The organism is Clostridium lundense DSM 17049 (assembly GCF_000619945.1).
Lineage (GTDB): Bacteria > Bacillota > Clostridia > Clostridiales > Clostridiaceae > Clostridium_AO > Clostridium_AO lundense.
Genome location: NZ_JHVC01000006.1, coordinates 190960 through 207394, shown reverse-complemented (window position 1 = coordinate 207394; position 16435 = coordinate 190960). Strand labels below are relative to the sequence as shown.

Below are 16435 nucleotides of genomic sequence, written 5' to 3'. Positions count from 1 at the left end.
TATATCTCTTATATGTAAAATATATAAATTATTAGGCCGTTGGTAACTAGTTTTATCAGCGGTTTTTTTATTTTGGATGATAATAATCCGTTTACATCTGATTAAAAAGCAGGGGGATATTTTAATAATGGTGGGAAGAATGTAAATTTTATACCAGAAATTTTTAATAAAAGAATGGCAGATTATAAATATGCTATACTAAGAGGAAAGATTAAAGATTTAGTTATAAAGAATAAAAGGAAGTGGATATTTTGAAGCAAATTGCTATATACGGCAAGGGGGGAATTGGAAAATCTACCATATCCTCTAATTTGTCTGCGGCGCTCTCTAAAAAGAATAAAAAGGTTTTGCAAATTGGTTGTGATCCAAAACATGATTCTACAAGGCTTTTACTTGGCGGAAGAAAAATAAATACTGTATTAGACTATATAAGGGACACAGCACCTGATAAGTATAAATTAGGAGATATTTTGTGGGAAGGATATAATGGAATACACTGTGTTGAAGCAGGTGGGCCTAATCCAGGAGTAGGGTGTGCAGGAAGAGGAATTTTGACTACTTTTGATTTACTAAAAAGATTGCATGTTAAGAATAAACAGTATGATATAGTTTTATATGATGTACTAGGAGACGTGGTGTGTGGAGGTTTTGCAGTACCTCTACGCCATGAATATGCAGATGAAGTTTATATAGTTACTTCTGGAGAATTTATGTCTATATATGCTGCCAATAATATATTAAGAGGACTTAGGAATTATGATGGAACCATGAAAAGAGTTGGAGGACTTATATTCAACAAAAGAGGTGTAGAGCATGAAGAGGAAAGAATAAAAAGATTTGCAGAGGCAGTTAAGCTGCCCATTTGTGAAGTCTTTCCTAGAAGTGATGAATTTACTTATTCGGAAAAAGTTGGACTACCGTTGGTAGAAATTAAAGATTCAAAGGTGAGTAATGGATTTTTAAATTTAGCAGACAAGATAATTAAAGATAGTATACTTTATGAGGCATTGCCTCTTACAGATGAAAAGCTTGAAGAAGTAGTTCTTCAAAGTAAAGTTAAATCTTTTATAAAAGAGGAAGAAAATATTCCTAAAATAAAAGAACAAGGAGAGGAAAAAGAGGATGCTTTTGAAGAATTTTTATCTAAAAATGTGCTATTAAGAGAACCTCTTCATGGATGTGCTTTTAATGGAGCGGTAAATGTGGCAATACAAATAGAGGATGCAGTAACCATTGCTCATGGACCTAGAAGTTGTGCTCATATATCCTATCAAACTATATCCTCAGTAGGAAGAAGGGGATTTTTTGAAAGAGGAGAATTGATGCCAGTACAAATTAACCCATCACTTGTAAGTTCAGAAATGAATGAGGGAGTAATGGTATTTGGTGGTATAGATCAGTTAAAAAAGAAAGTAGAAGAGGTAAGGGACAAAGGAAAAGCATTATTTGTAATAACAACTTGCCCAGCAGGAATTATAGGAGATGATGTAGATTCTGTAAAGGAAATGAGTACAGAAAACAAGCCTATTATTCCTATAAAAACTGATGGAAATATTACAGGAGACTATCTTCAAGGCATGATTAGTGCCTATTTAGAAATAGCTAGAGGGCTTATAAAAAACAATATAAAAAAGGAAGAAAACACAGTAAATATTTTATCTGAAAAATTTATTGCAAGAAATACAGAGAAAAATTTTAATACCATTGAAAAACTTTTGAATTCTATTGGAGTTTCTGTAAATTGTAGATTTATATGCAAAACTAAGGCAGAGGACATACAAAACTTTATGAAGGCAGATTTAAATATATTAGCTTATGAAGATCATATGGGGCGATTAATGAAAAAGTTTTTTCAAAAAGAATATGATGCTAGATTCTTTAAAAATCCTTTTCCAATAGGATTTTCAGAAACCAAACAGTGGATTAAAGACATAGCTAAATATTTTAATAAAGAGGAATTAGTAGAAGATTTAATAAAAGATTATGAAACAAAGTATAGAGAAGAAATACAAAAGATAAAACCTTATTTAAAAGGTAAAAAGATGATGATAATTACTTATAATCACCAACTTGATTGGATACTAGAAACTGCATTAGAACTCCAAATAGATATAGTAAAGGTATGTGTATTGAATTATTGCAGTGAAAGTTTATTTAAAAGCAGATTTGATAGCATGTTAAATATAGAACTTCAATACGACCAAGAAAAAAGAATAGAGGATATTAAAGAGTTGAAACCAGATATAATTATATCTAATTATGCATCAACAAATCTTGATGAAAAAGCAGTAATAGATACTATTCCTATGTGTCCTGATGTGGGCTTTTTTAGTGGATTAAACCTTGTTAAAAGATGGGCAGGACTTTTTAAATTAAATTTAAAAGAGGGGTGGAGAAAAGATGAAGAACTATTTTCCAAATATTATGCCAGATAGTCTTACTGGAGCCCTTCTTGCCATAGAAGGCATAAAAGATGCAGCGGTAATATTAAATGGACCTACAGGATGCAAACTATATCATAGTGCTGTTTCTGATGCCCAGATGCCAGCACAAGCCAATTATGATCCTTTAAGTCATCCAGAAGAATTTTATTTTGGACAACCAAGAATACCATGTACATATGTGGATGGATATGATTATGTATATGGATGCTCAGATAAATTAACTAGGCTGCTAAAAGATATAAAAGGGAGAGATTATAATCTGTTAGCAGTGGTAAATTCGCCAGGTGCAGCTTTGATTGGCGATGATTTAGATAGATTAATGAAAAAAGAATTAGGGGATATCCCTTACTTTTCTATGGAGAGTACTGGATTTTCAGGTGAATTTGAGCATGGATTTCATAATGCTATGATTAAAGTTTTATCTTCCATGCTAGGGGAGAGAAAAGATGTAATTCCTAAAACGGTGAATCTTTTGGGAATATCAATATACAATAAATATTATGAAGGAAATATAGAGGAAATAAAAAGACTTTTAAAACTTTGTGGCATAGATGTAATATCAAATATTTGTGCGGGAGAAACTACAGAAAATATTAAAAATGCAATAAAAGCAGAATATAATATAGTTATTTATCCAGAGTATGGATTAGATTTAGCTAAGTGGATGGAGGAAAAGTATAACATACCTTATATATGTGTTGAGGAAGGATTACCTATAGGGTTTGAAGCTACTGAAAATCTTATAAATAATGTATGTGAAAAATTAAATGGGAATAAAGAGTTATTTATAGAGGAATCTGAGAAAGCAAGGGGAAGAAGTTATCTTTATTTATCTAGAGTTACTTCTTTTATAGGACTTCCTAAAGGAGCAACTTTTTCAATAAAAGCTGAGGCTTCTACTGCTTATGCATTAACTAAATGGCTTTGTAGCTATTTAGGAATGATTCCTGTATCCATTGAGATTACAGCGGGTAAGGAAAATATATTTTATGAAAAACTAAGAGATTTTCTTAAGGATATAGGATATACCAAAGCTTTAAATAGATTAATACATGAAAACACTGGAAATATTGTATTCTGTGATGGAAATACTATATTACAGCTTAGAGGGGATAATAAGAATTTTACTGGGGTAGAAATAAGCCTTCCATCCCTTGGATATGTTCATGTCCTACCAAAATCTATTTTAGGTATATCTGGAGCTCTTATGCTTATAGAACACATATTAAATGGAGTGCAACTTATAAATCTTTTTTAGGTTTGTTAATTTAATATGAAATTAATAGTATTTTAATATTAAATTTAAGATAATAAGGTATAATTAATATATGAGGAAGGTGATCAAATGAAAGCAAATTCAGTATTAGAAAAGGGTTTTGAAAGAGAAAATTTTAATTCTTATGAAGAAGAAATGACTATTAATGGAACAGCTCTTAAAGCATTTGTATTAATAATGCTTGTAACAATAAGTGCAACATTTTCTTATATTAATTTTTCTATGTCAAGCAATAAAACTGCATTAATTGGGGTAGCAGCTATTACAGCTTTTGTTATAAGTCTTATAACAAGCTTTGTTCCAAAAGTATCTCCAGTAACGGCACCAATATATGCTATATCAGAAGGGGTTTTACTTGGAGTAATATCTTTGTCTGTAAATCAGCTTTATTCAGGAATTGCGTTTCCAGCGGTATTATTAACAATAGCTATAGCTATGAGTATGTTATTAATCTATAGATCTAATCCAGGATTTGGAGCTAAAATTTCAAATTATGTTATTGTAGCAACTATGGGAATAGCATTAACATATTTAATAACATTTGTTTTATCTTTATTTAAAGTGAATGTACCATATATTCATGGAAATGGCCCTATAGGAATAGCTTTTACAGCAGTGGTTTTAGTAATAGCAGCATTAAATTTAATTGTAGATTTTGAATTTATCAATCAAAGTGCCGCAGCAGGTGCACCAAAATATATGGAATGGTATGGAGCATTTGGATTAACGGTAACTTTAGTTTGGATATACTTGAAAGTTTTAGAACTTATCGTAAAAATAAAGGAAAATGACTAAGTAGTATTATGAAGTTATAATAATATTAAATGGAAGGAATTTCTCCAGGAGGATTCCTTCCAAAATTGTTTTTTGATGAAAAAGTGATTTAAAGTTTAAAATAAAAATTTTGCATTTCATAAAAAAATATATTAGCTATTTTAAAGTAAAAAGTATTTATTCCTAAGTAATTTTGGACAAAAAAGATAAAAACTAATATAATTATATATGTTTTGAATTAAGAGGAGAGTTTTATTAATAAAATGAAACTTAGTTCACATTATTTTAAGTGTAAAAGCCAATTTGTTTTTTGTAAGAGAGAGAGGGTAAAGTATGGATTCAAAAAAGAAAAATATAATTATTGCAATAATGGTAGCTATGTTTTTAGCAGCAGTGGAAGGTACTGTTGTAACTACAGCTATACCAACTATAGTAAAAGATTTAAATGGATTCCAACTAATAAGTTGGGTATTTTCATTATATTTACTTACATCAGCTATTTCTACGCCTATATATGGTAAATTAGCAGATTTATATGGAAGAAAAAGTACACTGTCTGTAGGTATAATAATTTTTTTAATAGGTAGTTCACTTTGTGGATTATCTGCTAATATGTACCAACTTATAGCTTTTCGTGCATTACAAGGAATAGGAGCAGGTGCAATATTTACTGTAACCTATACAATTGTAGGAGATGAGTTTGATGTATCAGAGAGAGCTAAGGTTCAAGGATGGTTAAGTACAGTTTGGGGGATAGCAAGTTTAATTGGCCCATTTTTAGGAGGATTTTTGCTAGAAAGCCTTTCATGGCATTGGATTTTCTACATTAATATACCTTTTGGATTGCTATCTATAATACTTCTTCAAAGAAATCTTAATGAGAAATTTGAAATTAAGAAACATAAGATAGACTATTTAGGAACTTTACTATTATCATGTGCAATAATGTCTCTGTTATATGGAGTTTTATTAGTAGAAAAAAGCGGAAGCTGGCTTTCTTCATCAATACTAATCGCTATATTCATTACTATTGTATTATTATTTTTATTTCATTTTGTAGAAGGTAAAGCTGAAGAACCAATTATTCCATCTGAGATATTAACAAAAACTAATATAATTGCTAATGGAATCACTTTTTTAATTGCAGCTATATTAATTGGAATTGATGTATATATGCCTTTATACATACAAAATGTGTTAGGATTTGGAGCAACAATTTCAGGGTTATCTATGGCACCTATGTCTGTTGCTTGGCTTTTATCTGCAATTCTTTTGTCAAAGGCTATTCCTAAATATGGAGAAAGAAAAGTGGTATTTGCATCTACTTTAATTTTATTAGTTAGTAGCAGCCTTTTAACCACATTAAATCCATCATCACCAATAATAGTACTTATAGGGTATGTGTTTATAATGGGATTTGGATTTGGAGGAGCATTTACTATATTAACAATAATGGTTCAAATATCTGTAGATTATAGTAAAAGGGGAGTAGCTACAGCATCTAATTCTCTTCTTAAGACTTTAGGACAAACCATAGGGATAAGCGTATTCGGAAGTATATTTAATATAAATATAGTTAAATATTTTAATAAGATAGGGATTGCGGGAGTAGATCCTACTAATTTATATTCTGAAAGTAATTTGAGTAACAATGTTATTGCTAAACATATAGGATTTTCAGTAAATTCAGCATTGCATATTATTTTTATAGCATTAATAGTGATAAGTTTAATTTGTTTAGTGCTATCATTTTTGCTTCCTAGTGGACTTAAGGAAGAAGGAGAAGAAAAGGCACTTTTTTAGAGTACAGATGACAGAGCACAGAGTATAGATAACAGAGAGAACATAGATAAGGATGGTTTCATTTCGTATACAGTGTAAAAAACTTTAAATTATAAATAATAAATAAGGGATGATTTTTCTACACTAAATTGTAGAAAATTATCTCTTATTTAAGTGTGTCATGAAAATTAATATTAGGCACATTAAAATAAATAATGAGTCAATTATTGACGGATATTTTGTATCAGACAAGGAAGCAGGTTTCACTGCTAGTAGAGCTATCAGTGGGTTCTGATGACGCAGTATGATGCAAAATAGCCTAGCATACTGACTTGTTTATTTTTTTAATGTGCCTTATTGCATAGATAAATAACTAACTCGTAAGTTACTAACTTTAGAGTTAGTTATATTTATGTTTTAATTCTACCTATAAATTTATAAAACAATGTAGTTGCATTTATAACTCATATGAATATTATGTTATTGATATGAAGAATGATATGGAGGATAACATGTCACAAGAAAATATAATTAGTGACAATTGGATTAATAATAGTTCAGAAAACAATTATAATGAAGTTGAAAAATGTACTACAAAATGTGATTCAAAGGTATTGGACTCAACTACTTTAGCAGAATGTGATAACAAATATAATATACCAATGGGGCGCACGGGACCGCTGGTTGCTAAAATACCAGTAGTTTTATCTGAGGTAGAAGTGCAAATTGATGTAGAGGCAGAGATTAGATTGGAAGAATCAGCATTAGATATTAAGAATATTGATAAACACATTTTTCTTACTCAATGCAAGCTAATTCCATATACAGATAAGCTCTTCATTGCTGGTTATGTACAGAAGAATATACAATTTTCTACTATTGAATGTACAAATAAAACAAGTATTAGTGGGAATATTCAGCATACTACAGTAAATGTTCCATTCAAATGTGTAACAAAAATTGAATTTTCTAAGGAACCAGTGTACGGTAAAAACTATAAAAAAAGATTAAATGTTTTGGACAAAAATATGCTTGGGAAAGACAATAAAGAGGATTCTTGGATTCACTATAGCAAACTATATGAGCCAGTTTATTGTGAATTGGAGGATGCTAAGATATTGGAAACAGATATTTTAAATAAAAGATGTTTTGATCATAATGATATATCAAAAGAAAAAACATTTAATGAATTAGTGGATAAAATGGTTATATTTATTCGTCTAAAAGTATTGCAAAATCAACAGGTGTTTATTCCAGAACCTAATGGAGATGTAACTATGTTAGATAATTGTAACACTAAGTGTTCCTCTGATTATATGGAGAATAAAGGTGATATATATAACTATATAGAAGTTGGTTTTCAGCCTGAAAAAGGTATGATGGGAAAAGAAATTCCTATTGAAAATCTTGATACAGATTAATTTTAATAAGTTGAATATATTTGGTAGCAATTTTTACTCACTAGAATATTATGTTATTAGATATGGGCTTTAAGATTAACTTAAAGATTCATATACTTAAGATTATAAAGAGGGGGTTCAACTATGCCTATGAAATATATAGAGGCTGATTGCAGAGATGATCAACAAGCTCAACGTTGCGAATCCAGAGTTATTGATTCAACTACTTTAGGAGAGTGTTCAAATGAGTTCTATCAACCCTATGGACGTCCTGGTCCTATAGTAGTTAAAGTACCTGTAGTGTTATCAAATATTAAGGTTCAAATAGATCTAGAATCGGATATTAGATTGGAAGAGCCTGCATTTGATATAAAAACCATAGATAAACATGTATGTATTACTCAATGCCATTTGGTACCTCATACAAATAAACTTTTTATAGGTGGATTTGTTCAAAAGAATATACAGTATTCTACTGTAGAGTGTACTAATAGAACTAGTATAAGCGGAAATATAATGCATACTACACTCAATGTTCCTTTTAAATGTGTTACTCCTATATGTTTTGACAAAAAACCTATATTTGGAAAATCATTTAAAATGAAATCAAATGTATTAGACGAAAGCATGCATTGCCCAGATAATACAGAAGATTCATGGATACACTTTAATAAATTTCAAGAACCAATTTTCTGTGAATTAGAGTGGGCAAAAATTTTAGAAACAGACATTTTTGAACGTGATATAGAATGTGGTGGAAATTTTACAACAGAAAGATGTTTCCAAGATTTTACAGAGAAGATGGTTGTATTTGTACGCTTAAAAGTATTGCAAAATCAACAGGTATTCATTCCTGAACCAGATTGTGAAGTAGAAATGGAAGAAGAGTGCAGATGTGATGATCACGAGGATTATGAAGAGGTTGAAGTATGTTATAGACCTAAAAAAGGCATGAGGGGAAGGAGAATAAAGAGGGAAGAATATTAGTTAATGTATGTAACCATTGACTATATATCTCATATATTATATTAAAAGATTTAAACTTTTCAAAAGGTAGAAAATAATAGGCCGTAAGATAATAAAGGAGGATATTTTTATGAAATTATATTATAAACAACCAGAATGTAAAGAGGATTACGATAAATGCGAATGCAATGAAAAAAAGAGATATGATGAGTATGATCATAGAAAATGCGACTATGACGATAGAAAATGCGACTATGACGACAGAAAATACGACTACGATGATAGAAAATGCCACTATGATTATAAAAAATGCTATTGTGATGATAGAAGACACGATTATGACGACAGAAGATGCGACTATGACAATAAATGCTGCGACCGTCATAAATATGAGCACTGCTGTCCAAAAAATCCATGCCCATATCCAGTACTTTTTGAATGTGCTCAAGGATCATGTGCTGAAATAACAAAAACTGTATCTAACGGACAAGGACAAGGAAATAACGTATTAATTAATAATTTTTCTCCTAGATCTTTAGGATGCGTAACAATAGATACAACTTGCCTTAAGAATCCAGTAATAAAATTTGATTTTTGTAGCATTATTAAATTTATAACTGGTGGAGATACAACAGATGAGCCAGTAACATTAACTTTTGAATTATGCAAGACCTGTGATGAAGGAAATGAGATATGTTGCGGAAGTTGGACCTTTGTAGGTGGCCTGGATACAGAAAATGAACAACTTACTAGTTCTTTCTGTTTTAGTCACTGTGAATGTAATAGTTGCCCAGGATGCTGTACCTATACTGTTAAATTAATTAATGCTGTAAATACGGTTTCAGGGACTATCGTTGAGGTAAAATGCCCAACACTTTCAGTTATAGCTAAATCAGGCTGCTAAATAAACTTAATAATAAAGGGGAAATCTCTATTTATAGGGATTTCCCATTAAAATTTTAATTAATTGTAATAGCAATAATAAGGAGAGCACTATATGTCAAAAAAGCATAAGCATAAAAATAAATGCTATTGTGATTGTAACAATAGTAATTTACAGGCAAATCATAATTATTTTATATTACTAGGACTGGCAATGTTATTATGTGAATCTCTTGAATGTATATATGATACTAGGGAACCTGAAGGTGCATCATTAGATATAAGTATTGAAGATAAATGTAAAAAAAATAATAAAAAGGAAAATGAAATAAATAATTTGAATAAATGTATTTCAAAAGAGCCTATTATAAATGAAGACACTTCAAAAGAATATATAAAAAATGATAGTAATATTGATATCTTAGAGGATATTCCAGATAGCAGAATAAATAATGATAATAACATTGATGTTGCAAAGGATATACTAACTAGTGATATAAATAATGATAATAACATTGATGCTGTAGAGGATATATCAACTAGTGATATAGGTAATGACAATAATATTAATGTTGTGGAGGATATATCAACTAGTAATATAAGTAATGACAATAATATTGATGTTGTGAATGATATACCAACTATGGATATAGGTAATGATAATAATATTGATGTTTTAGAGGATATACCAACTAGTGACATAAATAATGACAATGATACTGGTGGTCTAGAGGATATTTCATTTAGTAGTATAAATTATAATAATAATATTGATATAGCAGTGGATATACCACCTAATAGTATGAATGATAATTTAAAGGAAAAAGAAGAATTTTATGAAGAGGTAATCCAGAACACATCTGAAAGAAAATTTATTATATTGTCTAGTAAGTCTACAGTATATAGTGCCACATCATATCAATGTAATTATAATAAAGACATAGAGAAGAATCTATATTTCAAGCCGTCAATAGCTGATATTCCAGTTGTACTATCTAAATTTAAAATAGAAATTTTTATAGAAGCAATTATTAATCTTCCAGAACCAGTTTTTGGAGTAAAATCACTAGATAAGGAAGTTATTTTAGAGGAATGTGAATTAATTACTGGTACAGATAAACTTTTCATAAAAGGAGTATTACAAGAAAATATAGAATATGCTACTGCAAACTGTATAAAAACAGATAGAATTAGTGGAGATATAAAAAAGTTAACAATAGAGATACCATTTAAATGTTCAACAAAGATTAATTTTTCCAATGCTCCCCAATTGCCTAAAGTAAATAAAGATAAAATAGAAGTAAAGATTATCCATCTTAATAAAAATTATGATAATATAATTGAAAAAAAATATGGGTATTTACAATTTCCAAAGAATAAAATTTTTTGTGATTTAAATAGCACAGAAATGTTAGAAACTAATAATAAAGAAAAGATGAAACTTATAAAGAATACACTGACTAACACATATTCGTTTGAAATAATAAGAAAAAAAATCATATTAAGTTTAGGACTTAGTTTATTACAAAATCAAAGTACATTTATATGTAATTCATCTTTTAACAATTCAGAAGAAATTGAGGAAACTGAGAAGAAAGTAGATACATATATGGATAACGACAATGATATAGAAAAATAAGGCTATTACACTTGATATGAGATAATTTTTCATTTATGTGTAGATAGCCTTTTTTAGTGTTTTACAATAAATAAATTTACTATTGATACAAATACTAAAGATAAAATATAAAGGTAGGTGTTGCGTTTGAAGAAGTTAAAGAAAATATTTATTGTAATGATATGTATACTTATTTTTACTTCAAAAGTTTATGCAAATGAAAAATATGAAGTGCATTTTTTAGATACAGGGCAAAGTGATTGTATTTTAATTAAAGGAAATAACTTAAATATATTAATAGATACTGGAACAGAGCTTACTTCACATAAGGTTATTAGATATTTAAATAAGGAAAGGATAAGTAAAATAAACTATTTAATAATTACTCATTATCATGATGATCATTATGGAGGATTAGAAAAGATACTTAAAGCTAAAAAGGTTGAAAAATTATATATACCTGCTCATGCCGATCCTATGAGGGATATTATATATAAATATGCATATTTAAGTTGTGCCCAAGTAAAGTATATAGCAGAAAATTTTAGTATAACTAAAGACGGAATAAATATTAATGGTATAGTAGCAGATGAGTATCAAAGGAATATAGAAAACAATAATTCTATAGTACTATTAGGAAAAGTCAACAATAACAAATATTTGTTTTCAGCTGATATAGAAAATGAAAGAGAAAAGGAGGTTATAAATAAATACAAAAGTGAAATAAACAACTGTGATGTATTAAAGATACCTCATCATGGGCTAAACACCAGTTGTAGTGAAGAATTTTTAAACGTAGTTAATCCTAAAATATCTATAATAACTTGTAATGGAAAAGAAAGTCCACAAAAAGAAGTATTAGATAGATTAAAAAAAATAAATACAACTATTTTAAGAACAGATTTAAATGGAAATATAGTAATTAAGTAAGAAAAATAATTTGGATAATAAAGTAAAGGTGTGCTATACATTAAGTTTATAGGAGCACATCTTTTTATTTTTTACCACTTTTACGAACAATTTCATAAACAAATCTCAAAATAATAAACTTAACTTAATTTTTACAGTATAATAAATATATTGATAAACAGAGTTCTAAATTTCAGAGAGATTTTTTAATGTGGAGGTGTATTTTATGAAAAAAATTTTAACTATGTTTTGGAGTTTTTTTAAAATAGGAACATTTACCTTTGGTGGGGGATATGCTATGATTCCTCTTATTCAAGGAGAAGTAGTAGATAATAAGAAGTGGATAACTAAAGAAGATTTTTTAGACATATTGGTTATATCTCAATCATTTCCGGGAGCTTTGGCTGTAAATACTTCTACATTTATAGGGTATAAAATAGGTGGAGTAATAGGAGCTGTAATGGCACTTTTAGGCACAGTATTACCATCATTTATTATAATACTCCTTATAGCCTCTTTTTTTATGGAATTCAGGAATAATTATTATGTAGATTTAGCGTTTAATGGAATTTCAGCAGCAGTTCCAATGTTAGTGTTAATAGCTGTAGTCAGTCTTTCTAAGTCAGTTAAAATGAATTATATGAATATTTTTATTGCTACAGTTACAATTATTCTTATAATGTTTTTTAATATTCATCCTGTTATAGTTATTATAGCTTCAGGTTTTTATGGATACTTTTATTATAGGAAGAAGGTGGAGTAGTTGGGCATTTTAATTGAATTATTTTTGTCCTTTTTAAAGATTGGAGCTTTCAGCTTTGGTGGAGGATATGCTATGCTTCCTTTAATAGAGAGAGAGATAGTGAATAATAAGAAGTGGATTAGTTATCAGGAATTTAGTGATATAATAGGTATTTCTCAAATGACACCAGGGCCTATTGCAATAAATTCTGCTACCTTTGTAGGGTATAAAGTAGGAGGATTTTGGGGAAGCTTTTTTGCTACTTTAGGGGTTATAAGTTTTTCTTTCTTATTGGTTTCAATAGCTACCCATTACATACTAAAGTTTAAGAAATCCAAAGTATTAAGTGCAGCTCTAATGGGAATGAGACCAGCTTTGATAGGGCTTATTATTTCTGCATTTTTATCCTTAGCAAAGGGAGCTTATAAGGATTTAAAAAGTATAATTATAGGAATTATAATAATGGGTATACTACTTTCTAAAAAACTCCATCCCATATTGGTAATTATTTTAGCTGGAGTTTTAGGAGTAATTTTTTATTAGTTTTATAATAAAAAAATTATTGTATATAGGTGGACTATATGCTATAATTTATATAACAAAGGGGAGTAGCAAACCTTATAACTATTCGTCATGACGGCGTAGCACGCCCGGATAGTTACTCTTAAATGAGCTTGCAAGACCTTTGTCCTGTTTCTATAAGATAGGACAAAGGTCTTTTTTATTTTTAAAAGAATATATAATTTAGAAAAATATAATTTTTTAGTAAGTGATTGATAGTAAATGGTTTTTATTTAATGAAAAGTAAAAAGAATTTTTTAATAATACATAAGTAAAATTTGGTTGTCAATTGCTACTTGAAGATTAAAGATGTATTGAAAGGGGAGAAATATTAAAAAAGGAAAAATTAAAAAATAAATTGTGATAATTTAAATCTCCTAGACAAATAATAAAAAATGAGGTGAATTTATATGTGGTTTGACAAGAGTAAAGATGAAGTAATAAAAGAAATATCCACTGACGTAATTAATGGTCTTTCATCTGAAGAAGTAATAAAGAGGCAGGAAAAATACGGATTAAATCAATTAACAGCAAAAGAAGGAAAATCTTTAATTAGGATGTTTTTTGAACAATTAAACGATGTACTAATTTATATTTTATTAGGAGCAGCATTAGTATCCGGATTTCTTGGAGAAACTACAGACGCAATTATAATTGGCTTTGTAATAATTTTAAATGCAGTAATTGGTGTAATTCAAGAATCAAAAGCAGAAAAGGCTTTAGAGGCTTTAAAAAAGATGTCTACTCCTAAAGCTATAGTTAAAAGGGATGGAGCTTTGAAAGAAATTCCATCTGAAGAAGTAGTGCCAGGAGATATAATAATATTGGATGCAGGAAGATATGTTCCTTGTGACATAAGACTTATAGAAACTGCTAATTTAAAAGTAGAGGAATCTGCTTTAACAGGAGAATCTGTACCAGTAGAAAAAAATTCAGATCTTGTTTTAGATAGTAATGAAACTGCTTTAGGAGATCAAAAGAATATGGCGTTTATGTCTACTCTTGCTACTTATGGAAGAGGGATAGGCGTCGCAACAGGTACAGGTATGAATACAGAGATAGGAAAGATAGCAAAAATGCTTGAATCTCAAGAGCAGGAGCTAACTCCTCTTCAAAAAAAATTAGCCGAACTTGGAAAGATATTAGGATTTGCTGCTTTAGGAATATGTGGTGTAATGTTTTTAGTAGCTATAATTCAAAAAAGAGATATGTTTGAAATGTTCTTAACTGCAATAAGTTTAGCAGTAGCTGCTATACCAGAAGGATTGCCAGCAATAGTTACTATAGTGCTTGCTATGGGAGTACAAAAAATGATAAAAGAAAATGCCATAGTAAGAAAGCTTCCAGCCGTAGAAACTTTAGGTGCTGTTAATGTAATATGTTCTGATAAAACAGGAACACTTACACAAAATAAAATGACTGTAACTAAATTTTATGCAGACAATTATTTAGGTGATATATCTACATTAAAAATAGATAATCCAATTCATAAATTATTGTTAGAAAACTTAGTATTATGTAATGATGCTACTTATTCTGAAGACTCAAAAACAGGAGATCCTACAGAAATAGCATTACTTGAGGCTGGATTTAAATATAATTTAATAAAAGTAGATTTAGATGAAAAGCGCACAAGAGTTAATGAAATTCCTTTTGAATCTGATAGAAAACTTATGACAACAGTAAATAAATATGAGAATGAATATTATGTAATGACAAAAGGAGCTACAGATAATTTAATAAAGTTATGTAGTAAGGCATATATAAATGGAGAAATAGTTCCTATAACAGAAGAAATTAAAGAAAATATTGCTAAGGCTTCTATTGCTATGTCTAATGATGCTTTAAGAGTATTAGGAGCAGCTTTTAAAATGGAGAAATCTCAACATATAGAAATAGATTCCTTAGAAAAGGATCTAGTATTTGTAGGTTTGGTAGGAATGATTGACCCACCAAGAGAGGAAGTTAAGGATTCTATTGCTGAATGTAAAAAATCAGGAATAAAGACTATAATGATTACTGGAGATCATAAAAATACTGCTTTTGCTATAGCTAAGGAGCTTGGTATAGCAGAAGAAGAGTCACAGGCTATATTTGGTTCAGAGCTTGATAAGATAAGTGATGAAGAATTAACTAAAAGAGTTAATAATTTAAGAGTATTTGCTAGAGTTTCACCAGAGCATAAGGTTAGAATAGTTAAGGCATTCAAAGCTAATGGAAATATAGTATCCATGACAGGAGACGGTGTAAATGATGCTCCTTCATTAAAGATGGCAGACATTGGTGTAGCCATGGGTGTTACTGGTACTGATGTAGCTAAAGGTGCTTCAGATATGATTTTAACAGATGATAATTTCTCCACTATTGTTTCAGCTATTAAAGAAGGAAGAAACATATTTAATAACATAAAAAAATCTATAATATTTCTACTATCTTGTAATATAGGTGAAATAATTTCATTATTCTTTGCCATACTTTTGGGATGGCCAGCACCATTAAGACCAGTGCATTTACTTTGGGTTAATTTAATTACAGATAGTTTGCCAGCATTATCATTAGGTGCTGATCCAGGAGATCCAGAAGTCATGAAGGAAAAACCAAGAGATCCTAGAGCTAGTTTATTTGCAGGTGGTACAGGAGCGTTTCTAATATTAAATGGTATGCTTATTGGATTCTTAACTTTAGCTGCCTTTGTCGTAGGAGTAAAAGTTTATACAGGAAGTACTGCTTTATTTCCATTATTCCCAAAAGATATACCAGATGCAGCTTTAACTCATGCACAAACTATGGCTTTTGTAGTACTTAGTGTATCACAGTTGATACATTCATTAAACTTAAGACATCCAAGTAAATCTATATTCCAAGTTGGATTATTTACTAATAAATATTTGATAGCATCTATACTATTTGGTATATTACTACAGGATGTAGTAATAACTGTACCAGTTTTAAGAAATATATTTGGAGTATTTGACTTACTTCCAAGGGATTGGTTCTTTGTAGGTATATTATCTATAATTCCTCTAATAGTTAATGAAATAGCAAAAATATTTATAAGAGCTAAAGAAAGATAATAATTAA

The 16435-nt window shown here is 29.3% G+C and carries 12 protein-coding genes; all 12 read left to right on the top strand.

All coding sequences use genetic code 11. The features are described from left to right. The first annotated feature begins 242 nt into the window (after window positions 1-242). Window positions 243-2435: a nitrogenase component 1 gene (locus tag T514_RS0108365; RefSeq protein WP_242850572.1), complete on the top strand. Its 2193-nt coding sequence runs from the start codon at window positions 243-245 to the stop codon at window positions 2433-2435. Next, a complete protein-coding gene (locus T514_RS0108360) occupies window positions 2401-3702 on the top strand; it encodes a nitrogenase component 1 (RefSeq protein WP_027624368.1) in 1302 nt (433 codons plus the stop codon). The genes T514_RS0108365 and T514_RS0108360 overlap by 35 nt, the downstream gene beginning before the upstream one ends. A gap of 87 nt (window positions 3703-3789) precedes the next feature. Further along, the gene (locus T514_RS0108355; RefSeq protein WP_034868564.1) at window positions 3790-4515 is read left to right on the top strand and encodes a Bax inhibitor-1/YccA family protein; all 726 of its coding nucleotides are present in this window, start codon (window positions 3790-3792) and stop codon (window positions 4513-4515) included. 312 nt (window positions 4516-4827) lie between these two features. Then, window positions 4828-6297, top strand: a complete 1470-nt coding sequence (locus T514_RS0108350) for an MDR family MFS transporter (protein ID WP_027624366.1) — start codon at window positions 4828-4830, stop codon at window positions 6295-6297. 467 nt (window positions 6298-6764) lie between these two features. Beyond that, window positions 6765-7697 carry a CsxC family protein gene (locus tag T514_RS24200; protein WP_207640925.1) on the top strand — a complete coding sequence of 311 codons (933 nt, stop codon included), beginning with the start codon at window positions 6765-6767 and terminating at the stop codon, window positions 7695-7697. A 123-nt stretch (window positions 7698-7820) separates the two neighbouring features. Further along, window positions 7821-8663: a CsxC family protein gene (locus T514_RS24195; RefSeq protein ID WP_051541940.1), complete on the top strand. Its 843-nt coding sequence runs from the start codon at window positions 7821-7823 to the stop codon at window positions 8661-8663. Window positions 8664-8772: 109 nt separating this feature from the next. After that, complete coding sequence (locus tag T514_RS25635; RefSeq protein ID WP_051541938.1) at window positions 8773-9546, top strand: DUF4489 domain-containing protein; 774 nt, start codon at window positions 8773-8775, stop codon at window positions 9544-9546. 93 nt (window positions 9547-9639) lie between these two features. Next, a complete protein-coding gene (locus tag T514_RS25630) occupies window positions 9640-11163 on the top strand; it encodes a hypothetical protein (RefSeq protein WP_027624365.1) in 1524 nt (507 codons plus the stop codon). A gap of 126 nt (window positions 11164-11289) precedes the next feature. Continuing rightward, entirely contained in the window at window positions 11290-12072 is a 783-nt protein-coding gene (locus tag T514_RS24180) for a ComEC/Rec2 family competence protein (RefSeq protein WP_084284441.1), read from the top strand. A 205-nt stretch (window positions 12073-12277) separates the two neighbouring features. Further along, complete coding sequence (locus tag T514_RS0108320) at window positions 12278-12814, top strand: chromate transporter (protein WP_027624364.1); 537 nt, start codon at window positions 12278-12280, stop codon at window positions 12812-12814. Continuing rightward, entirely contained in the window at window positions 12815-13336 is a 522-nt protein-coding gene (locus tag T514_RS0108315) for a chromate transporter (RefSeq protein ID WP_027624363.1), read from the top strand. 428 nt (window positions 13337-13764) lie between these two features. Then, complete coding sequence (locus T514_RS0108310) at window positions 13765-16428, top strand: cation-translocating P-type ATPase (RefSeq protein WP_027624362.1); 2664 nt, start codon at window positions 13765-13767, stop codon at window positions 16426-16428. The last annotated feature ends 7 nt before the right edge of the window (window positions 16429-16435 follow it).

Bases quoted from the DNA above. Each gene is read 5' to 3' on its own strand.
- T514_RS0108360 (WP_027624368.1), top strand. From the start codon at position 2,401: ATGAAGAACTATTTTCCAAATATTATGCCAGATAGTCTTACTGGAGCC.
- T514_RS0108355 (WP_034868564.1), top strand. From the start codon at position 3,790: ATGAAAGCAAATTCAGTATTAGAAAAGGGTTTTGAAAGAGAAAATTTT.
- T514_RS0108350 (WP_027624366.1), top strand. From the start codon at position 4,828: ATGGATTCAAAAAAGAAAAATATAATTATTGCAATAATGGTAGCTATG.
- T514_RS24200 (WP_207640925.1), top strand. From the start codon at position 6,765: ATGAAGAATGATATGGAGGATAACATGTCACAAGAAAATATAATTAGT.
- T514_RS24195 (WP_051541940.1), top strand. From the start codon at position 7,821: ATGCCTATGAAATATATAGAGGCTGATTGCAGAGATGATCAACAAGCT.
- T514_RS25635 (WP_051541938.1), top strand. From the start codon at position 8,773: ATGAAATTATATTATAAACAACCAGAATGTAAAGAGGATTACGATAAA.
- T514_RS25630 (WP_027624365.1), top strand. From the start codon at position 9,640: ATGTCAAAAAAGCATAAGCATAAAAATAAATGCTATTGTGATTGTAAC.
- T514_RS0108320 (WP_027624364.1), top strand. From the start codon at position 12,278: ATGAAAAAAATTTTAACTATGTTTTGGAGTTTTTTTAAAATAGGAACA.
- T514_RS0108310 (WP_027624362.1), top strand. From the start codon at position 13,765: ATGTGGTTTGACAAGAGTAAAGATGAAGTAATAAAAGAAATATCCACT.